This window comes from Streptomyces sp. BBFR102, assembly GCF_051397025.1.
Classification (GTDB): domain Bacteria; phylum Actinomycetota; class Actinomycetes; order Streptomycetales; family Streptomycetaceae; genus Streptomyces.
Window position 1 is genome coordinate 824,650 of record NZ_CP195757.1, and the last position, 21,574, is coordinate 846,223.

Sequence of the window (21,574 nt, forward strand, 5' to 3'; positions counted from 1 at the left end):
GGGCCGCGACACGCCGCCCGGGCTCAGGTGGGAGGGGGCGCGGGGAAAACCGCGTGCGTAGCGGGCCCGGGCTCACGGACCATGGCGGGCATGGCCGAGCACCAGGAGACCCCGATCGAGACGACGCCCGCCCCCGCCCCCGCCCGCACGCCGGACGCCCTCCCCTCCCCGCTGGCCGGGCTGCTGGAGACCCGGCTGAACCTCGACGGGGACTGCGCCCCGGTCGACGTGGTGGACGCCCTGTTCCTCTCCCGGTTCGCCACCGGTGAGCAGGCGTACGCGCACAGCGGGACGGTGGAGAAGCTGAAGCCCGGCGCCCCCGGGCTGCCGGAGGGCGCCACCGTGGTCCGCACCGTGAAGGACGGCGACCGGGGCCGGGTGCTGGCCGAGGGCGAGGGCTGGACCATGCTCGTCTCCCGGTGGACCCGGGGCTGCGAGCTGACGGTGACCGCGACCAGCCCCGAACTCGCCGCCGAGCTGGTCAGGAAGACCCTGGACGGCGCGGAGGACGAGCCGGACCCGCAGCCCGAGGACGTGGCGATGGGGTTCTGGTACCTCTCGCCGAGGCGCGGCCCGTACCGCACCACCCGGCAGATCAGCGCCGGGACCTGGGAGGAGGTGCGGGGCAACTACACGGCGCCGGTCGCCGAGGCGATGGACAGGCTGATGAAGACCACGCCGGACGAGGTGGCGGGGCGGCTGCTGCTGCTGCACGGCCCGCCCGGCACGGGTAAGACCTCGGCGCTGCGCACGCTGGCCCGCTCGTGGCGGGACTGGTGCCAGGTGGACTGCGTCCTCGACCCGGAGCGGCTCTTCAGCGACGTCGGCTACCTGATGGACATCGCCATCGGCGAGGACGGCGGCGACGGCGAGGCCCGCTGGCGGCTGCTGCTCCTGGAGGACTGCGACGAGCTGATCCGGGGTGAGGCGAAGAGCTCGACGGGCCAGGCGCTCTCCCGCCTGCTCAACCTCACCGACGGACTGCTCGGCCAGGGCCGCAACGTGCTGGTCGGCGTCACCACCAACGAGCCGCTGGAGCGGCTGCACCCCGCCGTGGTGCGGCCCGGGCGCTGCCTGGCCCGGATCGAGGTGGGCGCGCTGACCCGCGACGAGGCGGTGGCGTGGCTCGGCACCTCCGAGGGCGTCGGCCGGGAGGGCGCCACGCTGGCCGAGCTGTACGCGCTGCGGCGCGGGAACGGGCCGACCGACCTGCCCGACCAGCGCGGGGCGGCGGACGCGGGGCTGTACCTGTGAGTGCCGTACCCGTGCGGCCGGGGCCCCGGTCCTGACCCGGCCTCAGGCGGGCGCCCCGTCCGGTCAGCGCCGGCGGTAGGCGGCCCGCAGCGCCTCCTCGACGGCGGCGCGGGCCGTGTCGGCGTCCAGGCCGAGCCGCCGCGCCCGCTGCGCGTAGGCGGCGGCTGCCGCCGCGACCTCCTTGTCGGCGGCCTCCCCGGCGGCGGCCACGAAGGTGCCGTTGCGGCCCCGGGTCTCGATCACCCCGTCGGCCTCCAGCGCCCGGTACGCCTTGGCGACGGTGTTGGCGGCGATGCCGAGGCGTTCGGCGAGGCCGCGCACGGTCGGCAGCCGGTGCCCGACGGGCAGGGCGCCGGAGCGGGCCAGTTCGGAGAGGCGGGCCCGCACCTGCTCGTAGGGGGCGGTGGGGTCGCGGGGGTCGATCTCGATGGCGATGTCGTCGGCTGTCACGCGGCGATTGTCCCGTACCGGTGGCGGTCCGCCGGTACGGCGCGGAGGGCCGGGGCGAGCGGGGCCGGGAGGGGGCCGCGGGCGGGAGCGGACGCGCGAGGGGCGCCGGACGTACGGAAATTGACGCGACGCCGGGTGCGGCAACGCCTAGCGTCCCGCACATGACGATCACGGTGAGAGATTTCCGGCCCGCCGACGCCGAGGCGGTCGTACGCGTCCTGCGGGAGGCGGTCCCGCCGCTGCTGACCACCGCCGAGGCGCAGGTGTGGGAGCGCGAGCACACCGCCGAGGCGGCCCGCCAGCGCCTGCTGGTGGCGGAGGTGGACGGCGAGGTCGTCGGCCGCTGCCAGACGGGGCTGGCCCACGAGAGCCCGACACCGGGCAACGCCTACGTCAACACCTACGTCCGCCCGGACCGGCGCGGCCGGGGCGCGGGCACCGCGCTGGTGGAGGCGGCCGAGGCGTACCTGCGGGAGCTGGGGGCGGTGCGCGCCTACAGCTGGGTGCTGGGCGACGAGGTGAGTCTCGCCTACGCCGGGCGGCGCGGTTACGCCTCGCGCCGCTCCGCGCACTTCCTGCGGCTGGACCTGACGGCGCCGCTGCCGCCGCTGCCCGAGGCGCCGCCCGGGGTGGAGCTGGTGGACTGCGCCGCGTTCGAGGGCAACCCCCGCCCGGTCTTCGAGCTGGACGCGGCGGTGACCGCCGACGAACCCAGCGACATCGGCGCCGTACTGGACGACTACGCCGAGTGGCTGGAGACGACCTGGGGCCACCCCTGCCAGTCCTGGGAGCTGGCCACGCTCGCCGTGGTGGACGGGCGCCCGGTCGCGTTCAGCGCGGTGATGACCGACGGGGTGAGCCGGATGTCGTCGGCGATGACCGGGACGCTGCGGGAGTACCGGGGCCGGGGGCTGGCGAGCCTGGCGAAGACCGCCACGCTGCACAAGGCCCGGGCGGCGGGGCTGCGGGAGGCGTTCACCGGGAACGACGCCGAGAACGCCCCGATGCTCGCGGTCAACCGCAAGTTCGGCTACGAGATCTGCGCGACGGAGGTGCGTCATGCCCGCGAGCTGGGGTGACGCGCCGTCCGCCGGCGCGGTGGACGTACGGCTGGTCAAGCACGGCCGCACCAGGATCACCTACCCGGCGAGGCTGCTGGCCGACGACGGGGAGCGGGTCACCGTGCGGGCGCCGTGGGCGGGCGGCGGGGTGCGGGACTTCGGCTTCGTGCGGTTCGAGCCGGGGGACGTGTTCACCGAGCACTTCTGGCGGAGCCGCTGGTACGCGGTGAAGGAGGTGCGGGACGGCGCGGGCGCGCTGAAGGGCTGGTACTGCGACGTGACCCGCCCGGCGGAACTGGCCGACGGCGTGCTGGTGGTGGAGGACCTCGACCTGGACCTGTGGGTCCCGGCCGGCGGCGGCGAGGTGCTGCGGCTGGACGAGGAGGAGTTCGCGGCGAGCGGGCTGGAGCGGAGCGACCCGGCGGCGGCCGCCGCGGCCACGGCGGCGCTGGACGCCCTGGAGGAGCGGGCGCGGGCAGGGCTGCTGACAGAGCTGACGGCCCGTTGAGGAGTGCGGCGGGGGGCGCGCCCGACGGGCCGCTCAGCGCGGTCCCACGGGGACCGTAAGGATCGGCCTGCGGGCGGATCTCCGGGCCCGGCCGGGCCACTCGGGGGCTGGTTTCGGTGGCGGCCGGGGCCCGGGTGACCGGGCCGCGCCCGGTCGACGCCCCGGCGAGGAGCCCGCCCGTGCCCGTTCGCCGCACCGCCGCCGGGACCGCTCGGCCCGACGCCGCGCGGTCGGCTCCCGTCGCTGGCGCACGCCGCGTGTTCCACCCCACCTGCCCTGACGGGCCGAAGGGCCGTCGCCGTCTCCCTGACCGGGGAGCGGTGGCGGCCCTTCGGGGTGCGCGGGGCGCGGGTCAGTTGACGGCGGAGCCGCCGCCCTTCTCCCTCCAGGCCCCTCAGGCCGCGAGCGTCCCCGGGACCACGGCGGTGGCGCCGAACCGGGCCCGCGCCCGGTCCGCGGCGGCCTCCAGGCGGCGGAGTCTGTCGTCGGTGGGGTCGAAGGTGAGCTGGTGGGCGGCGTGTTCGGCCGGGGTGAGGCCCTCGGCGCGCAGGGCGAGGGCGCGGACCCGGGCCCGCTGGAGGCCGAGCGCGTCGTGGAGGGCGTAGACGGTGGAGGTGAGGGCGGCGGTGTGGGCGGTCGGCTCGGGGAGGGTGCGGCTGCGGGTGGTCGTGGACCGGTCGGCGTACCGGACGGTCAGGGCCAGCCCCCGGCTCACCTGGTCCGCTTCGCGCATCCGGAGCCCCAGTTCGGTGGTGAGCGAGAGCAGGGCGCGGCGCTGGGAGTCGCGGTCCAGCTCGTCGCGGCCGAAGAGCCGTTCGGCCGCGAGCGACTGGGCGGCGGCGTTGCGGACGACCGGCGTCCGGTCGATCCCGTGTGCCTTCTCGTGCAGCTCGCGCCCGGTCCGGGCGGTGGTGAGCCGCTGGAGGGTGCCGAGCGGGGCGGCGGCGAGGCGGCCTACGGTGTCCAGGCCGTAGGCGCAGAGGGTACGGGCGGTGCCGGGCCCCACGCCGGGCAACGCGACGACCGGGCGCGGGTGGAGGAACTCCACGACGGCCTCGGGGGTGTCGGGGACCAGCAGGGTGGTGCCGGGCTCCGCCTGCCGGGCGGCCATCCGGGCCAGCAGCGGGTTGGCGGCGACGCCGATGGTGCAGGCGGTGCCGGTGTGGGCGAGGGCGCGGACCCTGAGGACGGAGGCGAGGCGGCCCGCGTCCTGCCCGAAGTAGCGCAGCGCGCCCCGTACGTCGACCAGGAGGGTGTCGGGCGGCACGGCCTGCACGACGGGGCTGACGTCCTCGGCGAGCCGGGCCAGCTCCGGAAGAAGGGCTTCGCGCTCCGCGCCCAGGCGGAACCTGACGCAGAGGATCATCCGGCGCTCCCCTGGCTGCGGTGCCACAGCCGCCCGTTCCCGGCGGTCTCGGGCCGGGTGATCCCGGCGGGGGCGGGCGGGGTCCCGGTGGCGCCGGGCCCCGGCCCGGCCGGGCGGAGGTCGGACCAGGCGTTCATCTCGTAGCCGGTGCTCATCCGGATGCGGCGGCCGGGCGTGGCCTCGGGGGGCCGGCCCGGGTCGGCGGCGAGGTGGGCGGCGACCGCCTCCAGCCCCTGGTCGCGGCGGAGTTCGATGAGGTCGGCGAGGTTCCAGGCGGCGGTGCCGACCACGCTGAGGCTGCGCGCGCCGCGGCGCTGCACCGTGCCGCGGACCAGCAGCAGCCAGGAGTGGAAGACGGTGTGGGCGCACGCCTCGTGGCTGTCGTCGAAGAAGGCGAGGTCGACCAGGCCGGTGGAGTCGTCGAGGGTGGTGAAGACGACCCGGCGCCCGGAGCGGACCGGCGGGGTCTGGGTGGCGACCTTGGCGCCTGCGACCAGCACGGTGCTGCCGTGCGAGGCGCCGCGCAGCGCCCGGGCGGAGGTGACCCGCAGCTCTTCGAGGAAGTCGCGGTGGTCGTCCATGAGGTTGCGGGAGGCATCCATGCCGAGGACGCCCAGTTCGGCGCTGAGCCGTTCGGTCTCGTCCAGGTCGGGCAGCCCGGCGGAGGGGACGCGGCGGGCGCCGGGGGTGGAGCCGGCACCGAGCAGGGTGGGCTGGGCGGCGCCGCGCGGGCGGCCCCGGTGGAGTTCGGTGAGGTGCAGCAGGAGGTCGCGGCGGTTGGCGCCGAACGCGTCGAGCGCCCCGACCTGGGCGAGCCGTTCGGCGACGGGCCGGCCCGGCCGGGCGCGCTGGAGGAAGTCGAGGAGCGAGGTGTAGGGGGCGTGTTCCTCGATCCGGGCGGCCTCGGCCTCGCTGATGCCGTGCACGTCGCTGAGGGCGAGGCGGACGCCCCACCGGCCGGGCCGCTCCCCATCTCCGGACACCAGTTCGATCCGGTGGGTGGTGCCGGAGCGGTTCACGTCGAGCGGCAGCACCGGCACCCCGCGCCGGCGGGCGTCGGAGAGCAGCAGCCGCTTGGGGTACATGCCGGGGTCGTGGGTGAGCAGCCCGGCGTAGAAGGCGGCGGGGTGGTGGGCCTTGAGCCAGGCCGACTGGTAGGTGGGGACGGCGAAGGCGACGGCGTGCGCCTTGCAGAAGCCGTAGCTGCCGAACGCTTCGACGATCTCCCAGGTACGGGCGATCACCTCGGCGGTGTAGCCGCGGGCGGCGGCGTGCTGGGCGAACCAGACCCGCAGCCGGCCCTGGGCGTCGGGGTCGGAGAGGGCGCGGCGCACCTGGTCGGCGCGGTCGCGGCCGCAGCCGGTGAGGACGGAGACGATCTCGATGACCTGCTCGTGGAAGACGACGACGCCGTAGGTCTCGCGCAGGGCCTCCTCCAGGTCGGGGTGGGGGTGGCGGACGGGGGCGCGGCCGTGCCGGGCCTCGATGAAGGGGCGGACCATGTCGGCGGCGACCGGGCCGGGGCGGAACAGGGAGATGTCCACGACCAGGTCGTGGAAGCTGTCCGGCTGGAGCCGCCCGACCAGGTCGCGCTGGCCGGGTGACTCGATCTGGAAGCAGCCGAGGGTCTCGGCGGAGCGGACCAGTTCGTAGGTGGCCCGGTCGGCGAGGGCCGGGTCCGCCTGGCGGTCGAGGTCGAGGGGTTCGCCGGTGGCGCGTGCGACCTCGGCGGTGGCGTGGGCCATCGCGGACTGCATGCGGACGCCGAGCACGTCGAGTTTGAGCAGGCCGAGGTCCTCCACGTCCTCCTTGTCGAACTGGGACATCGGCAACTGCTCGCCGCTGGTGGGGACGACGGGAGTGCGCGCGGTGAGGGAGGCGTCGGAGAGCAGCACGCCGCACGGGTGCATGGCGACGCCGCGCGGCAGCGCGTCCAGTTCCTCGACCAGTTGCCAGAGCCGGTCGCGGCCACCGAACTCCTCGTTGATCCGCTTGAGTTCGGGCAGTTCGGCGAGGGCCGCGCGGGCGTCGCGGGCCCGGATGTGCGGGAACGCCTTGGCGATCCGGTCGATGTCGGCGGGGTCCATGGACAGTGCGGCGCCCACGTCGCGGACGGCGTGCCGGACCCGGTAGGTCTCGGGCATGGCGACGGTGGCGACCCGCTCGGCGCCGAAGCGGCCGAGGATCGCCCGGTAGACCTCCAGGCGGCGGGCGGACTCCACGTCGATGTCGATGTCGGGCAGGACGGCCCGGCGTTTGGACAGGAACCGCTCCATGAGCAGCCCGTGCTCGACCGGGTCGGCGTGGGCGATGCCGAGCAGGTGGTTGACGAGGGACCCGGCGCCGGAGCCCCGGGCGGCGACCCGTACGCCGAGCTCGCGGACGTCGTCGACGACCTGGGCGACGGTGAGGAAGTACGTGGCGAAGCCGTGGTGGCCGATGATGTCCAGCTCGTGGTGGAGCCGGTCCCAGTACGCGGCCTTCCGGTCATGGCCGAGGCGGACCATGCCGGCCGCCGCCCGGGAGGCCAGCACCCGCTGCGCGGTGCGGCGCCCGGCGCCGACCAGGGCGGCCTCAGGGAAGCGGACCGCGCCGATGCCGAGGTCGTCCTCGGGGTCGACGAGGCAGGCGTCGGCGGTGCGGCGGGTCTCCGCGAGGAGCCGGGCGGCGCCCTCGGGGCCGAGCCCGGCGGCCTCGGCGATCCGCTCGGCGGTACGGGCCATGGCGGCGGCGTCCTTCAGCCACCGCTCGCCGCTGTCCAGACCCCGGCGCGGGTCGACCGGGACCAGTCGGCGGGCGGCGTCCAGGACGTCGGCGGCCGGGCCCGAGCCGGGGTCGGCGTAGCGGACGGCGTTGGTGAGGACGGCGGGGACGCCCTGGTCGGCGGCGAAGCCGGCGGTGCGGGCGGCGAGGCGGAGCGAGCCGGGGCCGGTGCCGCTCACCCCGTGGTGGACGGCTTCCAGGCGCAGCGCGTCGCCGTACACCTCGCGCCAGGGGGCGAGGAGCCGCGCGGCCCGGTCGGGGCGGCCCGCCGCGAGGGCGCGGCCGACGTCGGAGGCGGGGCCGAGCAGGACGGTGACGCCCTCGCCGCGGTTCTCCCCCCAGGGCAGCAGCGGCTGGTCGGCGCCGGCCGCGTGGGCGGCGGTGACCAGGCGGCAGAGGGTCGCCCAGCCGACGGCACCGTCCCGGGCGAGGTAGGTGACGCGGGCGGCGGACTCGTCGATGAAGGCGCCCCCGCGCACCGGGACCCGGCCCTGCGGGCGAGGGCGCTCGCCGACGGCGAGTTCGACGCCGAAGAGCGGTCGCACCCCGGCGGTGGCGCACGCCTTGGCGAAGCGGACGGCTCCGGCGAGGGTGTCCCGGTCGGTGAGGGCGACGGCGTCCATGCCGCGTTCGGCGGCGCGCCCGGCGAGCCGCTCGGGGTGCGAGGCGCCGTACCGCAGGGAGTAGCCCGAGACGGTGTGCAGATGCGTGAACCCCACCGCGCACACCTCCGGAATCTCAGCTTCCACTCACCCCCGCCCTCCACCATAGACCAGGTTTCGAACACTCGTACGATAACCGCACTGGGCCTGCCCCTCCCCCCTCACGGCCCGTCGTGGCCTGCGCTTCTTCTCACACCCCGGACGGGACTCCGCCCTGTCAGCCATTCGGACCGGCCCCGACTGCGGCCCTGGACGGGCGGAGACAGCGTGGGGGGATGTCGCACTCCGCCGGGCCCGCCACGCGCCGGGGCCTCGGTGCCGAACTGCGGGACGCGGTCACCTTGCGCACCACGCTGCTCGTCATCGGCGCCCTCGCCCTCCAGATCCTGTTCATCGCCAGCTACGTGGGTGCCCTGCACGACCCGAAGGCGACCCACGTCCCCTTCGGGGTGGCCGCGCCGGGCCCCGCCGGGCAGAGCGAGAAGCTGGTCTCCCGGCTGAACGCGCTGTCCGGGGACCCGCTGGACGCACGGAAGGTCGCCGACGCGGAAGAGGCCCGCCACCAGATCCTGGAGCGGAAGCTCGACGGGGCCCTGGTAGTGAACCCGGAGGGCACCACCGACCAGCTGCTGGTCGCCTCCGGCGGTGGCACCGTGCTGGCCACGTCGTTGGAGCGGATCGTCACCGAGGCGGAGGCGGCCGAGGACCGCCAGGTGCGGACGGTGGACATCGCCCCCGCCTCCCGCGAGGACTTCAACGGCCTCTCGTCCTTCTACCTGGCCGTCGGCTGGTGCGTGGGCGGCTACCTGACCGCCTCCCTGCTGGCCCTCAGCGCGGGCGAACGCCCGGCCAACGGCCGACGCGCGGCGATCCGGCTCGCCTGCATGGCGCTGTACTCGGTCGCGGGCGGGTTCGGCGGGGCGGTGGTGGTCGGGCCGATCCTCGGCGCCCTGCCGGGCAGCCTGTGGGGCATGTGGGGGCTGGGCTCCCTGGTGGTCTTCTCGGTCGGGGCCATCACCCTGGCCCTGGAGGCGTGGATCGGCCTCGCCGGCATCGGCGTGGCCGTGCTGATCGTGGTGGTCGGCGGCAACCCGAGCGCGGGCGGCGCCTTCCCGCTGCCGATGCTGCCGCCGTTCTGGGAGGCGATCGGCCCGGCCCTCCAGCCAGGCGCCGGCACCTGGGGGGCGCGTTCGATCGCGTACTTCGACGGGCGGGCGCTCACCGGCCCCCTGCTGGTGCTGGCGGCGTGGGCGGTGGGCGGCATCCTGGTGACCCTGGCCGCCGGCCTGTACAGCGGGGCCCGGGAGCGGTCACGGGGCCTGCCGCGGTGAACCGCCCGCACGACGGCGCGGCGGGCGGGTGCGGGCAGGCGAAACCCCGGCCGGGGTGGGACTCCGGCCGGGGTTCGGTCCAGCGGGGTGTCAGCCGATCTCGGCGCCGTACGCGGAGAGCGCCTCCGGCACCGGCTGGAAGAAGGTCTCGCCGCCCGAGGAGCAGTCGCCGCTGCCGCCCGAGGTGAGGCCCAGCGCCGTGGAGTCGGCGAAGAGCGAACCGCCGCTGTCACCGGGCTCGGCGCAGACGGTGGTCTGGATCAGGCCCTCGACGACGTCGCCGCCGCCGTAGTTCACGGTGGCGTCGAGCGCCGTCACCTCGCCGGTGTGGACCTGCGTGGTGGAGCCGGAACGGGTCACCGACTGGCCGACGGTGGCCTCGCCGGCGCCGGTGATGGCCTGGGTGCTGCCGTCGTACAGGTTCACCTCGCTGGGGTGCTCGGTGGAGCCGGTGTACTTGACCAGGCCGTAGTCGTCGCCGGGGAAGTCCGACTCGACCGTGGTGCCGATCTCGGCGCCGCCCGAGGTCGCGGACCAGCTGGAGATCCCCTCGGTGCAGTGGCCGGCGGTGAGGAAGTACGGCTCGCCGCCCTTGACCACGTTGAAGCCGAGGGAGCAGCGTCCGCCGTCGCCGTGGATGGCGTCGCCGCCCGCGATGAACCGCTTGAACTCGCCCTTGGTGTGCTTGAGTTCGACCTTGGAACCGAGCGCGTCCACCACCTTGGTGAGCTTCGCGAGGTCCTTGCCCTCGACCGTGCGGTCGGCGGTGACGACGACCTTGTTGCTGGTCGGGTCGATCGCCCACGAGGTGCCCGCGACGTCGGCCCGGTCCTTGAGGGCGGCCCGGGCGCCGTCCAGCGCGGCGAGGGAGTGCTCGACGATTCTGGCCTTGGCGCCGGACGCCTCGGCCTCGGTGGCGGCGGCCTCGTCGAGGACGTTCACCACCAGGTTCTTCGCCTTGGCGTCGTAGTACGTCCCGGCGGCCGCCTTGCCGAGGTCGTCGGCGAGGGTGTCGGCGAGCTTGCCCGCGGAGGCGACCGACAGGGTGCGCGGTTCGGCGTTCTGCGGCTCACTGGCGTTGGCCGTCTGGAAGGTCAGCCCGGCGGCGACCAGCGCGGCGACGCCGGCGCCGGTCACGACGGCCCGCCGTTTGGGTATGCGTCGGTGGTTCACGTACGTCCTCCTGTGGGGGTTCGGCCGCCGGACCGCGTGTGGGGGTCGGCCGGGCAGCCGGAAGGAACGGGCTCGGAGGGAAAAGGGGGCCGGCCGTGACCGGCCCGAATGCCTCCGGGCCCTGCGTGGCAGCAACTATTGCGAGGCCGTGAGCCGGCACACAAGGTCGACTTCCGGCCCCCCGTACGAATCCCCAACGCCCCGCCGCACACCCGCCCGCGCACCGTCACCCCCAGCTCACACCTGCGGAATCACACCCTCCGCAGTTACCCCGCCGCCCGGAGTGAGGACTAGTCCTGTCTCATATCCGCCCCACCGGAATCAGGCGCTCCCACCCCGCCCGCACCCGGTCACACCCCCGGCGCGCCCTGGTCACCGAACCTCCCCAACTCGCCCGGCACGCCCGCCCGCGGGCACCGAAGGGCCGGTCGGGAGATCCCGGCCGGCCCTTCACCTCATGGCCGCCGCATCCATCCCTCAGGACGGCGCGTCGGCCGTACGAACGGTTTCAGCCCCGCACCGTCAGCAGTCGCAGCAACCGCAGATCTCACAGCAACCGCACCCCTCACCACAGCAGTCGCAGCAGTCGCAGCACGACTCGCAGAAGCCGTCCCTGCGCTGGCGGCTCCACGGCCCCTCGTACGTCCCGCAGCACATCTGGCAGGTGCAGGCGAGGCCGGCGAAGACCAAGCAACCGGAGAGCAGTCCGCGCGGCCCCCGGGGCGGCGGCGGGGGCGGCAGGTCGCCGGGGTCTCCCGGATGCGGCGGCGCTCCGGGGGCGTACGGATTGCCCGGCGGCGGGCCGTACGCCTCGGGGCCGTGCCGGTGGCGCTCCTCACCGAAGGCCCGCTCCACCGAACGGCCCAGTTCGTGGACGAGCAGGACGTGGGCGAGCCGCCCGTCGGTGAACTCGGCCTCATCCAGGGCGAGGCGGATGCCGTGCAGGGCGTCGGCGGCGAGCCGACGAGCCTCGGCGCGCGGGGTGCCGGTGGCGGTGAGCGGGTTCCACGCCCCGCTCGCGGCGTCCTTCTCCTGGTCCTCCACGGCGTCCAGCAGGTGGGCGAGGCGGCCGAAGAGGCGGCCGGCCTCGGCCAGCGGCGCCGCGTTGCCGGGCATTCCGGCGAGGTGCGCGGTGTGCGCGAAGGCCGCCGCGGTCGCCGTCTCGGTCGGCTCGGTGACGGCCAGCAGCGGCGTACCGGGCCCTGCGAGCGCCTCCACCTCGGGTTGCCGCTCCACCGCGCCGACCAGAAGCGCGGTGTCGAAACCGACCCCCGCCCCGGCCCGGGCGCCCGCCTTGTCCCATACGCCCGCTACGCGACGGGCCGCCGCGGCGATCGGACGGCGCGCCAGGAGGCCGTCCTGATCTGTGACATGGTCACGGGTCTTCGACGAGGCGAGGATGAGCGAGACGGCGGCCGCGAGCCGCGCACCGTCACCCTCCGCCACCGAAGCCCTGCGCATGCCGCGCAGCGCGCACGGTCCCGCGCGGCGCCTTCCGGCCCGCCCGGCTCCTGCCTGAGCCTCCGTCAGGACGGAGACGACGAGACCGTCGTAGTTGGTGACCACGCGGGCGAGCTGCCCCGCCTGGCCGCGCAGGGCGAGGCAGAGTCCGCACAGGTGAGCCATCCATTGAGCGGTCAGCCGCTCCCCCAGCCGGTGCGTGCACGGCCGGACCATTCCGAACATCCGCTGCCCTTCCCCCCGGTCGCCGGCGCGCGGCGGCGGGGGAGCCACCGGCTCCGCTCGCGTCACCCGGTCGCCCCCGTCCGTCACCCGGACGGCGCGACGCGCGCCGATCGTCGTATTTTCACTCACTGTCAGCACAGTGATACCGCACGCCCCTTGGGGAATGCGGTCATAGCGTGCACCAGTACCGTCACGAAAGCTCCGCGCGCCGCCTATCCCCTTGGCGCGTTGTCAGCATGATGGACGACGATAGGGGTGCGGAAAACAGGGAAACCGCTGCGAGAGGAGGCGTCCATGGGATCGGTGCGCAAAGCGAGTGCCTGGCTTGGCCTCGTCGACGACAACGACGAGCGCTACTACGACGGCTATGCCGACGAGGCTGCCGAGGGCCCGGAGCCCGGCGACGCCTGGGTGACGGACCCGCGGGTCCAGGTCGCCTCGGAGTCCGCCCACGACCAGGGCCGCCGGATCGGCACCGTCACACCGGAGAGCTTCCGGGACGCCCGGCGGATCGGCGAGCTGTTCCGGGACGGGGTGCCCGTCATCATCAACCTGACCGCCATGGACCCCGGCGACGCCAAGCGCGTCGTGGACTTCGCCGCCGGGCTCATCTTCGGACTGCGCGGGTCCATCGAGCGGATCGCCACCCGGGTCTTCCTGCTCTCCCCGCCGGACACCCAGATCGTCGACGGCGGCGCCGCCCACCGCACCGACAACGGCTTCTTCAACCAGAGCTGACCACTCCGCTCAGCCACGCAGCGCCGAGTCCCGCGCGCGGTCGGCCGACGTGGCCCGGTCCGAGTCCTTCCCCGAGCGGGGGCGCGGCGCCTTGGTGCGGGGAGCCTCCCCGGGGGCCTCGGGGGCGCGCGGCCCGGGGGCCTGGTCCCCGGAACCGTCGGTGGGGCCGGGGTCCGGGGTGCCGGGTTCCGCCGGCGCGGGGTCCATCGACCGGGGCAGCCGCAGCGCGGCCAGCGCGCCGAGCAGCAGCAGGCCGGCGCTGACGACCAGGGTGACGTGCAGGCCGTGGACGAAGGCGTCCTTGGCGGCGGTGCGCAGAGCGGCCCCCGCCGGCCCGCCCAGTTCCCGCGCCACGTCGTACGCCTCCCCGAGCGAGTGACGGGCGTCGGCCGCGGCGGCGTCCGGGACACCCTCCACCTGCCGCAGGCCGGGACCGTAGGCCGCGTTCATGACGCTGCCGAGCAGGGCTATGCCGATCCCCGCGCCGAGCTGGTAGGAGGTCTCGCCGATCGCGGCGGCCCCGCCGGCCTCCTCCTTCGGGGCCTCGCTGAGCATCGACTCGTAGGAGCTGAAGAGGGTCGTCTGCAGGCCGAGGCCGAGCAGGACGAAGCCGCCGATCAACAGAGGCGGGTTGTCGTGGTCACCCATACCGGTGAGGACGAGGACGGAGACGGCGGTGAGGGTGAAGCCCGAGCCGACCATGGCGCGCGGCCCGAACCGGCCGAGCAGCCGCGAGCCGGCCAGCCCGGCGGCCATCGCCGCGAAGGTCAGCGGCAGCAGGCGCAGCCCGGTCTCCAGCGGGGAGAGGTCGAGGACGAGCTGGAGGTACTGGGCGGCGATCAGCTCCAGGCCGACCAGGGCCAGCATGGCGAGGACGATGCACCCCACCGAGGTGCCGAAGGCCGGCCGGGCGAAGAGCGCGAGGTCGACCAGCGGGTGCGTCCGGCGCCGCTGCCGCCGGACGAAGACGACCAGCAGGACCGCGCCGACGATCAGCGGGACGAGGGTGCCGAGGACGGAGAGCTCGCCGCTGCCGGCCTGCTTCACGCCGAGGACGACGCCGAAGAGCCCCGCCGCGGCCAGCAGCGCGCCGACCGCGTCCCAGGGGCCCTGCCCGTCGCCGGTCGACTCCGGCAGCAACCAGCGGCCGACGGGCAGCGAGACGAGCATCAGCGGGATGTTGATGAGGAAGACCGCGCCCCACCAGAAGTGCTCCAGCAGGAAGCCGCCGAGGAGCGGACCGCCGGCCGCGCCGATGCCGGCGACCGCGCTCCACACCCCGATGGCCAGGGCCCGCTCGCGCCGGTCGGGGAAGACCTGGCGGAGGATCGACAGGGTGGCGGGCATGATCATGGCACCGCCCACGCCGAGCAGCGCCCGGGCGGCGATGAGGAGCTGGGCCGACTCGGCGGCGGCAGCCAGCGCCGAGGCGATCCCGAAGAGGGCGTAGCCCAGCAGCAGGATGCGGCGGCGGCCGACCCGGTCGCCGAGGGTGCCGAAGAGGATCAGCAGCGAGGCGCAGACGAGCGGGTAGCTGTCGACGATCCAGAGCAGCTGCACCTGCCCGGGGCGCAGGTCCTCGCTGACGGCGGGGATGGCGACGTGGAGCACGGTGGCGTCGACGGCGACCAGCAGCAGGCTGGCGCAGAGCACCACGAGGATCATCCAGCGACGGGCCGGGGCCTCGGCGCCTTCACCGTGAGCAGTGCGGGGCGTCCCGGTCATACGCGTACCTCCCAGTGAGCCTCGTGCGTCTCACTTCGGCGGGGTACGGACTCCCGGTCCTGGCCACGACGACGAACGAGTGAGCCGACAGCGTACGTGAGTACACCTGGATGCAGGGCGGTGTGGCTCCCACCGTTGCGACCTCGGAATGTGGTGTGCGCCACGTACGGTGTGCTCTCGCTCACAGGGTCCCTCCCCAGCGGCTCGGTCTCCGCACGGATAATCGCCCGGTGACCGCTTCTGATCAAATCCGCCCGCTCTCCGCGCCTCGGGCACCCGAGCCCGGCCCACCGGGCCCGCGCCGCGCCGGGCTCGCGCTCTCGGTGTACGCGGCGGTGCGGCTGACCGGCCTGGCCGTGCTCGCGGTCTGGAGCGCCCTGGCGGGCAACGACGCCCACCGGCTGCTCTCCCGCCGCTGGGACTCGCTCTGGTACGCGCGCGTCGCCGAGCAGGGCTACGGCTGGGAGGTGGTGCTCCCCGACGGCGCCGTCCACTCGAACCTGGCCTTCTTCCCGCTGCTGCCGTGGCTGGAGCGGCTCGGGTCCTGGCTGACGCCGCTGGCCGCACCGGACGTGGGGCTGGTGGTGAGCGCCGTCGCCTCGCTCGCGGCGGCCTGGGGGATCTTCGCCGTCGCCGAGCGGCTCCACGGCGCCACGGCCGGGGTGACGGCGGTGGCACTGTGGGCCGTGCTGCCGGTCGGCATCGTGCAGTCGATGGCGTACAGCGAGTCGCTCTTCACCGCGCTGGCCGCGTGGGCGCTGTACGCGGTGCTGCGGGAGCGGTGGATCGCGGCGGGGCTGCTCGCCTCGCTGGCGGGGCTGACCCGGCCGGTCGGCATGGCGGTGACCGCGGCGGTCCTGGTGGGCGTGGCCCTCGCGGCGCGCCGCGAGCGGCGGCTCACCCCGGCGATGGCGGCGGGCGCGCTGCTGTCGCCGCTCGGCGCGGGCGCGTACGTGGTCTGGGTGGGGGCGCGGACCGGCGACGTGGTCTTCGGCTACCTCTCCGTGCAGGAGGGATGGGGCAACGGTTTCGACGGCGGGCTGGCCTTCGCCCGCTTCCTCGGCTCCCTGCTGGCCGGGCCCGGCTTCTGGGGCGGCCTGGGACTGGTGGTGGGGCTGGCGCTGCTGGCCTGGCTCTGCGTGCGGTGCGTGCGGCAGGGGCAGCCGGCGGCGCTGCTGGCCTACGCGGGGATCGTGGTGGTGCTGGCCCTCTGCGCCTCCGGGTACTTCGGCTCGAAGCCGCGGCTGCTGCTGCCCGCCTTCCCGCTGCTCCTGCCGCTCGCCGTGGCGCTGGCCCGCTGGAGCGCCGCCCGCCGGGGGCTGCTGCTGGCGGGCGTCGGTCTGCTGTCGGCCGGGTACGCGGGCTTCTGGCTGAACGGTTCGGGGCCGCCCTGACCTGCGGCGCCGCTCCCCTGGTCCCGACCGGGAGGAGTCCGGGAAGGCATCCGGCATTCCCTTCGGAAAAGAATGGAAAAGTGGAAGAATTACCGGTCGGATCATTACCCACACGCCGCCCGTAATACTTTCCGCCGTCGCCTCCGCAATGCGGGGACAAAGGACGGGCTGAGAGCTATGCCACATCACATGGTCATCACAAAGCCGAAGATTCGAGCGAGTCGCCCACTCACTCCCTGTAACGTCGATTGAGTGGGTACCGAACCGAACCTCACCCGTCTGGACCGGCTGTTCGCCCGGCTGGACCGTGAGCAGCAGCGGCCGGAACAGCTCCATGTGCCGCGCATGAGCCGGCACAGGATCGCGCTGTTCGGCGCGACGCTGGCGTTCTACGCCACCATCGTCGTGGCCGTGATCACCACGAGCTGGCTGGTCCGGCTGGACTGGCAGCTCATGTTCTTCCGCCCCTACCAGCAGTGGCCCGAGATCCACGCGTACCTCGACTACTACGTGGTCCTCGGACAGCGCGGACCGACGGCGGTGATGGTCGCGGCCTGGCTGGGCTGGCGCTCCTGGCGGCAGCACACGCTGCGGCCACTGCTGGCGCTCGGCGCCTCGCTGCTGCTGCTGAACCTCACGGTGGGCGCCGCGAAGATCGGCATGGGCCGCCTCGGCCCGCACTACGCCACCGAGATCGGGGCCAACGAGATGTGGCAGGGCGGCGATATATTCCCCTCCGGCCACACCGCCAACGCCGTGGTGACCTGGGGCATCCTCGCCTACCTGGCCGCCACGCCGCGCGCTCGGCGCCACCTGTCGACACTGTCGGCCGTGGTCTCCCTCGGTGTCGGCCTGACCACGGTCTACCTCGGTACGCACTGGCTGAGCGACGTGCTACTGGGCTGGGCGGCGGGGGTGCTGATCCTGCTGGCCCTGCCCTGGTTCGAGCCGATGATCAACTGGGCGGAGGCCCGCATCCTGACCGCCCGCGACCTGCTCTGGTCCCGCTGGGGCGGCCGGCTGCCGCTGCCCCGGCCGGGCGCGGCCACCCCGGGGCGCGGCACCCCCGCCCAGGCGGACCCGCCGACCGCGCCCTCCGCCCCGGCCGAGCGGCTGGCGGCGGAGCCGTCGGCGCAGCAGATGCGGCCGGCGGGCAACCGCCCACACGTGGCGCAGTGCCCGCACGCGGGCCGGACCGAGCGGCCGTCGCCGCCCTCCTCCGCCGCGCGCAGGCCACCGCACTCCGGCGATCGCGGCCAGCGGGGCGGGCCCTCGCCGCGGCCGGTCGCCGGCGGCTGAGCGGAGCCCCGGACAGCGCCACGGGCCGGGCCCCCGCAGGATGCGGGGGCCCGGCCCGTGGCTCGTACCGGTCGCGGTGGGCGTCAGCCCTTCCAGCCGCGGGTGACGCGACCGCCGGTGACCTCGAAGTTGATCCGGCCGACCAGGAACTCCATGGTGATCATGGCGCCGGGCCGCAGCGTCCGGACGGTCGTCCAGCCGCGTTCCCCGGCCTGCCGTTCGGCCTCCTCGGCGGTCAGACCGACGTAGGCGGCGGGGTCGTCCTGCGGTTCGGGGGGCGGGGTCGGGTCAGAAGCCATGGCGCCACCGTAGCCCCTTCGCCTCTCCACGGGTCACGCTTCTGTCACAGGACCGCGACACGCGTGTGCCAGGGTCCCGTTCACACGTTCGGCCGTTCCCCGCCCGACTTTCTTCTCCGCTCGGTTTACGGAGGGTTATTCGACCGGTACTTGGAATTCTCCATTCCGCTGTCGGCCCGCCGAGTATTCCGCCCGGCTCAGGATGTCCGTCGCACAGCCTCGGCGGAGTGCGGGAGAGGAATTCCCGTGCCCCGGCATTCCGCTTGCCCGAGGGGTTCCGTGTTCTCCTCTCCGGCCCGCTCGCCGCGCTCCAGTGCCCGGCCGAGCAGCCCGTGAGCGGCCCGCAGACTCTCCTCGACCCCGGGCCCCTCGACCACCTCGAACTCCAGCCCCAGCAGCAGGATGTGGATCACCAGGACATCGAGGCTCGCGGCGCCCGCGGTCAGCAGGCAGCTCCGTCGGTTCTCGGCGGCCAGGGTGCCGTCCGAGGGGGAGATCCGCCGGGCCGCCTCCTCCAGCGGCACCAGCAGCCGCAGCACCGCCCGGTCCGGGTAGACCCGGGTGGACAACCCCTCGGAGACGTACGCCGCGAGGTCCTCGGCCGGGCCCTCGCGCGGGGTGAAGCGCGGCCCGTGCGGCGGCCTGGGGGTGATCCGGTCCGCCCGGAAGGTGCGCCAGTCGCCCCGGTCCAGGTCCCAGGCGACCAGGTACCAGCGGCGCTCGGTGCAGACCAGGCGGTGCGGCTCGACGGTGCGCCGGGACTCGGCCCCGGCGTGGTCGCGGTAGGCGAACCGCAGCCGTTCCGCGTCCCGGCAGACCGCCGCCAGCTCCGTCAGCACCCCCGGCTCGACCCCCGGCCCGCCGGGGGCCCGCAGCAGCGGGACGGTGTACGCGTGGAGGGCGCCGACCCGGCGGCGCAGGCGGTTCGGCAGGACCTGCTCCAGCTTGGCCAGGGCGCGCACCGAGGACTCCCCCAGCCCCTCCACACCGCCTCCCGCGGCGGTCCTCAGCCCGACCGCGACGGCGACCGCCTCGTCGTCGTCGAGGAGCAGCGGAGGGAGTTCGGCGCCGGCACCGAGTCGGTAGCCGCCGGCGGCGCCGGGGGCGGCGTCGACGGGGTAGCCCAGCTCCCGCAGGCGCCCCACGTCGCGGCGGACGGTGCGCGAGGTGATCCCCAGCCGTTCGGCGAGCTGCGGGCCGGTCCAGGTGCGGTGGGCCTGGAGCAGGGAGAGGAGGCGGAGGAGGCGTGCGGAGGTGTCCAGCATGGGAGGAGTGTGGCAGGGGATGCGGAGGGCCAGGGGGTGGCCGCGATGTTCCGGGGGTGCCCTGCGGGCCGGGCCGGCCGGGGGCTCGCCCTGTTCCCGGCTCGGGCCGGGCTTGGGGGCGTGCTCGGCCGCTCACCGCCTGGGCGTACCGTCGCCGCGGCGTGGGCGGGGTCGCCGGCGGCCGGCCTCAGCCCGGCCGGTGTCCGAGGCCGCGGGGCGACCACCTGCTCGCCCTTCACGGCCCGGCTGGCGCCCGAGGCCACCGGCACCGGGGCGGCGGGTCCTGTCACCCCCGCCGCGGGAGCGGCAGCACCGGGCTCAGGCGGAGGGTGAGGTCGTGAGTGGGGGTGTAGAGGGGGTCGGCCCGAAGGGCGCCTCGGGGCCCGGGGAGGGCGAGGGACGGGTGGGGGCGGGGGGCCGTGGTGACGCCTCCGGGGCCCAGGAGGCGGGCCAGGCTTGCCTCGGGTCCCGCTTCTCCAGCCGGGCGGAGCCACAGGGACCAGGTGCGGGGGCGGCCGTCGGCGGCGAGGTCGGCGTGGGGCAGGGCCAGGGTGAAGGCCGTGCCCTCGGTGAGCGGGTGGGCCGGGTCGGGGGCGGGCGTCACCGGGACTCGGCAGGCCGGGCCGGGAGCGCCGGCGGGGCGTATCTCGCCGTAGGCGTGCGCGGTGAAGGCGGCGCCGTGGAGGCGGCCGGTGACGGTGAGCCGCCCGGCCTCGCCGGTCACCTCCACGGCCTCGGCGTGCGGGGCGCGCAGCCAGCTGCGGAGGCTGAGGCTTCCGCCGCGCGTGGCGTACGGCAGCCGGGCGACGACCCGGCCCGCCGCCGCGTCGGCCGCGCGGGCGGCGGTGAGCGGGCCCAGGTGGTGGGCGCCGGGAGCCAGCCGCTGGTCGGCGGTGCCCGGCACGCGCAACCAGGCGGCCCAGTGTCCCTCGGGCAGCGGCACGGTACGGGGCAGGGCGGCGCGCAGCCGGCCGCCGCCGACCGGGGTGAGCGGCAGCGGAACGGGGCCCGTCCCCCGGTCGCGTGGGCGCAGGAGCAGGGCGGCGCCGCCGGTGGCCCGGACCGCGCGGCCCGGCAGGCCGGCCAGGTCGAAGGTGAGCCCGCCCGCGGTGTCGGCCACGCAGTCGGCGCGCGGCGGCCCGGAGGCCGGGTGCGCCCTGGTGGAACCGGACGAGGGGCGGGGCAGCGGCGCGGTCACGCGGCGCCGCCCGGGGCGGCGGCACGCGCGGCGGGGCCGAGGGCGCGGCCGGTGTCGCGGAGGGCGAAGGCGGCGCTGAGCACGGCGCCCCGCGCGCGGTGGGCGGAGCCGCGCAGGCGGGCAGGGGCCCCGGCTCGCCCCCCGGCGGTCGACGAGGGAGGTGAAGAGGTCGGAGCACCGTTCGGCGACGACGGCCGGGGAGTAGCGGGCGGCGTTAGCGAGGGCCGCCCTGCCCATGGAGTGCCGCAGGTCCTCGTCGCCGACGAGTGAGAGCAGCGCGTCGGCGAGGGCGTCCGGGTCGGCGGACCGGACCAGGAGCCCGTCCACGCCGTCGGTGATGATCTCGCGGGGGCCGTGCGGGCAGTCGACGGCGACCACCGGCACCCCGCAGCGCATCGCCTCGACCACCGTCATGCCGAAGGCTTCCCAGCGGGAGCTGACGGCCGCGACGGAGCCGCTGGTCCAGGCGTCCTCCATGGGGTGCACGGCGCCGCGCAGCCGGACGTGGCCGGTGAGCCCCAGTTCCTCGACGAGTTCCGCGAGCGCCGCGCGCCGCTCCCCGCCCCCGCAGATGTCCAGGCTCCACTCCGGGTGGAGCGCGTGGACCCGGGCGAAGGCGCGGATCAGCAACTCGTACCGCTTGACCGGGACGAGGCGGCCCGCCGCGACGATGCGGCGGGCCGCCGGGTCGGCGGGCGGGCCGGCCGGGGCGGGGACGGCGTTGGGCAGCACGGCCACGTGGACGCCGGGCAGCCGCAGCCGGTCGCGGTGGGCCCGCGCATCGGCTTCGGTGGCCGTGGTGAGCGCGTCCAGGCGGGGGTAGACGGCCCTCAACCGGCGTCGCAGGGCGGAGGTGTGGGCGTCGAGGCCGAAATGCTCCTGCCCGACGCGCACCGCGCCCGCCGCCCCCTGCCGGGCGAGGTGATGGGTCAGCCCGGGCCGGGTGGTGACGACCACGTCGGCGCCGACGGCGCGGAGATGGGCGCGGATGCGGCGGTCGGTGAGCATGCTGTACGCGCGGTACTGGCCATCCTCGCGGGGGAAGTCCTCGGCGGCGATGGCGTGTTCGGGGTGATCGCCCTCGTAGCCGGGGGTGCCCGTGCGGGTGTCCACGAGGTGGCGCAGGGTCACCCGGGGGTCGTGGCCGAGGAACGGGTGCTCGCGGTGGCGGAAGACCGAGACGATCTCGACCTCGTGCTGGGCGGCGAGCCCAGCGGCGAGGTTGTGGGTGGCGCGGATGGTGCCGCCGAGGCCGTAGGCGTTGTGGATGAGGAATGAGATGCGCATGCGCGGTGCCGTCCCGTCCTTCCCCGCACACGGCGTCGTGTCGGCCTGTCCGGGGAGGAGGACCGGGCGGGTGCGGCATGGGTTGGCCTCATCATCATCTTGTGCCATAAGGGTT

16 protein-coding genes and 1 pseudogene are annotated in these 21,574 nt (G+C 75.5%); 7 read left to right on the top strand and 10 right to left on the bottom strand.

Annotated elements, in window-relative coordinates; all coding sequences use genetic code 11:
* Positions 1–81: 81 nt before the first annotated feature.
* A complete protein-coding gene (locus ACSLIC_RS03790; protein WP_436736241.1) occupies positions 82–1,254 on the top strand; it encodes a DUF5925 domain-containing protein in 1,173 nt (390 codons plus the stop codon).
* Between the two features lie 63 nt (positions 1,255–1,317).
* Here ACSLIC_RS03790 and ACSLIC_RS03795 read toward each other — a convergent pair whose 3' ends face one another.
* Entirely contained in the window at positions 1,318–1,704 is a 387-nt protein-coding gene (locus ACSLIC_RS03795) for a GntR family transcriptional regulator (RefSeq protein WP_436736242.1), read from the bottom strand.
* Between the two features lie 161 nt (positions 1,705–1,865).
* Here ACSLIC_RS03795 and ACSLIC_RS03800 point away from each other — a divergent pair, with 161 nt between their 5' ends.
* Together ACSLIC_RS03800 and ACSLIC_RS03805 are read left to right on the top strand one after the other, a co-directional pair.
* Positions 1,866–2,783 (top strand): N-acetyltransferase family protein, encoded by a 918-nt coding sequence (locus ACSLIC_RS03800; RefSeq protein ID WP_436736243.1) that lies wholly within the window; start codon positions 1,866–1,868, stop codon positions 2,781–2,783.
* Positions 2,764–3,273 (top strand): DUF402 domain-containing protein, encoded by a 510-nt coding sequence (locus ACSLIC_RS03805; RefSeq protein WP_436736244.1) that lies wholly within the window; start codon positions 2,764–2,766, stop codon positions 3,271–3,273. The genes ACSLIC_RS03800 and ACSLIC_RS03805 overlap by 20 nt, the downstream gene beginning before the upstream one ends.
* A gap of 394 nt (positions 3,274–3,667) precedes the next feature.
* On the opposite strand, the gene ACSLIC_RS03810 is transcribed toward ACSLIC_RS03805, so the two are convergent.
* Positions 3,668–4,639: a DNA polymerase Y family protein gene (locus ACSLIC_RS03810; protein ID WP_436736245.1), complete on the bottom strand. Its 972-nt coding sequence runs from the start codon at positions 4,637–4,639 to the stop codon at positions 3,668–3,670.
* A complete protein-coding gene (locus tag ACSLIC_RS03815; protein ID WP_436736246.1) occupies positions 4,636–8,151 on the bottom strand; it encodes a DNA polymerase III subunit alpha in 3,516 nt (1,171 codons plus the stop codon). Before ACSLIC_RS03815 ends, ACSLIC_RS03810 begins: the two co-directional genes overlap by 4 nt.
* Before the next feature lie 188 nt (positions 8,152–8,339).
* Between ACSLIC_RS03815 and ACSLIC_RS03820 the strand changes: the two genes are divergently transcribed.
* Positions 8,340–9,395, top strand: coding sequence for a DUF3533 domain-containing protein (locus ACSLIC_RS03820; RefSeq protein WP_436736247.1), 1,056 nt, complete (start codon positions 8,340–8,342; stop codon positions 9,393–9,395).
* Positions 9,396–9,485: 90 nt separating this feature from the next.
* On the opposite strand, the gene ACSLIC_RS03825 is transcribed toward ACSLIC_RS03820, so the two are convergent.
* Both ACSLIC_RS03825 and ACSLIC_RS03830 read right to left on the bottom strand, forming a co-directional pair.
* Positions 9,486–10,568: a S1 family peptidase gene (locus ACSLIC_RS03825; RefSeq protein ID WP_436736248.1), complete on the bottom strand. Its 1,083-nt coding sequence runs from the start codon at positions 10,566–10,568 to the stop codon at positions 9,486–9,488.
* Positions 10,569–11,090: 522 nt separating this feature from the next.
* Positions 11,091–12,254 carry a DUF5685 family protein gene (locus tag ACSLIC_RS03830; protein WP_436736249.1) on the bottom strand — a complete coding sequence of 388 codons (1,164 nt, stop codon included), beginning with the start codon at positions 12,252–12,254 and terminating at the stop codon, positions 11,091–11,093.
* 294 nt (positions 12,255–12,548) lie between these two features.
* Here ACSLIC_RS03830 and ACSLIC_RS03835 point away from each other — a divergent pair, with 294 nt between their 5' ends.
* Positions 12,549–12,992, top strand: a complete 444-nt coding sequence (locus tag ACSLIC_RS03835) for a cell division protein SepF (RefSeq protein WP_436736250.1) — start codon at positions 12,549–12,551, stop codon at positions 12,990–12,992.
* 9 nt (positions 12,993–13,001) lie between these two features.
* Here ACSLIC_RS03835 and ACSLIC_RS03840 read toward each other — a convergent pair whose 3' ends face one another.
* A complete protein-coding gene (locus tag ACSLIC_RS03840; protein WP_436736251.1) occupies positions 13,002–14,717 on the bottom strand; it encodes an MFS transporter in 1,716 nt (571 codons plus the stop codon).
* A gap of 230 nt (positions 14,718–14,947) precedes the next feature.
* Between ACSLIC_RS03840 and ACSLIC_RS03845 the strand changes: the two genes are divergently transcribed.
* Together ACSLIC_RS03845 and ACSLIC_RS03850 are read left to right on the top strand one after the other, a co-directional pair.
* Positions 14,948–16,111 (top strand): glycosyltransferase family 39 protein, encoded by a 1,164-nt coding sequence (locus ACSLIC_RS03845; protein WP_436736252.1) that lies wholly within the window; start codon positions 14,948–14,950, stop codon positions 16,109–16,111.
* A 252-nt stretch (positions 16,112–16,363) separates the two neighbouring features.
* Positions 16,364–17,410, top strand: coding sequence for a phosphatase PAP2 family protein (locus ACSLIC_RS03850; protein ID WP_436736253.1), 1,047 nt, complete (start codon positions 16,364–16,366; stop codon positions 17,408–17,410).
* 83 nt (positions 17,411–17,493) lie between these two features.
* Here the strand turns inward: ACSLIC_RS03850 and ACSLIC_RS03855 are convergent, their stop codons facing one another.
* The 4 genes and pseudogenes from ACSLIC_RS03855 to ACSLIC_RS03870 all read right to left on the bottom strand — a co-directional run bounded on the left by ACSLIC_RS03855 (position 17,494) and on the right by ACSLIC_RS03870 (position 21,459).
* A complete protein-coding gene (locus ACSLIC_RS03855) occupies positions 17,494–17,709 on the bottom strand; it encodes an I78 family peptidase inhibitor (protein ID WP_436736254.1) in 216 nt (71 codons plus the stop codon).
* A 197-nt stretch (positions 17,710–17,906) separates the two neighbouring features.
* Positions 17,907–18,974 (bottom strand): helix-turn-helix transcriptional regulator, encoded by a 1,068-nt coding sequence (locus ACSLIC_RS03860; RefSeq protein WP_436736255.1) that lies wholly within the window; start codon positions 18,972–18,974, stop codon positions 17,907–17,909.
* A 286-nt stretch (positions 18,975–19,260) separates the two neighbouring features.
* Positions 19,261–20,172, bottom strand: coding sequence for a hypothetical protein (locus ACSLIC_RS03865; protein WP_436736256.1), 912 nt, complete (start codon positions 20,170–20,172; stop codon positions 19,261–19,263).
* Positions 20,169–21,459, bottom strand: a pseudogene (locus ACSLIC_RS03870) (glycosyltransferase family 4 protein). Before ACSLIC_RS03870 ends, ACSLIC_RS03865 begins: the two are co-directional and overlap by 4 nt.
* Positions 21,460–21,574: the final 115 nt, after the last annotated feature.

Coding starts and splice junctions, on each gene's coding strand:
- ACSLIC_RS03790 (WP_436736241.1), top strand. CDS start 82: ATGGCGGGCATGGCCGAGCACCAGGAGACCCCGATCGAGACGACGCCC.
- ACSLIC_RS03800 (WP_436736243.1), top strand. CDS start 1,866: ATGACGATCACGGTGAGAGATTTCCGGCCCGCCGACGCCGAGGCGGTC.
- ACSLIC_RS03805 (WP_436736244.1), top strand. CDS start 2,764: ATGCCCGCGAGCTGGGGTGACGCGCCGTCCGCCGGCGCGGTGGACGTA.
- ACSLIC_RS03810 (WP_436736245.1), bottom strand. CDS start 4,639: ATGATCCTCTGCGTCAGGTTCCGCCTGGGCGCGGAGCGCGAAGCCCTT.
- ACSLIC_RS03820 (WP_436736247.1), top strand. CDS start 8,340: ATGTCGCACTCCGCCGGGCCCGCCACGCGCCGGGGCCTCGGTGCCGAA.
- ACSLIC_RS03830 (WP_436736249.1), bottom strand. CDS start 12,254: ATGTTCGGAATGGTCCGGCCGTGCACGCACCGGCTGGGGGAGCGGCTG.
- ACSLIC_RS03835 (WP_436736250.1), top strand. CDS start 12,549: ATGGGATCGGTGCGCAAAGCGAGTGCCTGGCTTGGCCTCGTCGACGAC.
- ACSLIC_RS03840 (WP_436736251.1), bottom strand. CDS start 14,717: ATGACCGGGACGCCCCGCACTGCTCACGGTGAAGGCGCCGAGGCCCCG.
- ACSLIC_RS03855 (WP_436736254.1), bottom strand. CDS start 17,709: ATGGCTTCTGACCCGACCCCGCCCCCCGAACCGCAGGACGACCCCGCC.
- ACSLIC_RS03860 (WP_436736255.1), bottom strand. CDS start 18,974: ATGCTGGACACCTCCGCACGCCTCCTCCGCCTCCTCTCCCTGCTCCAG.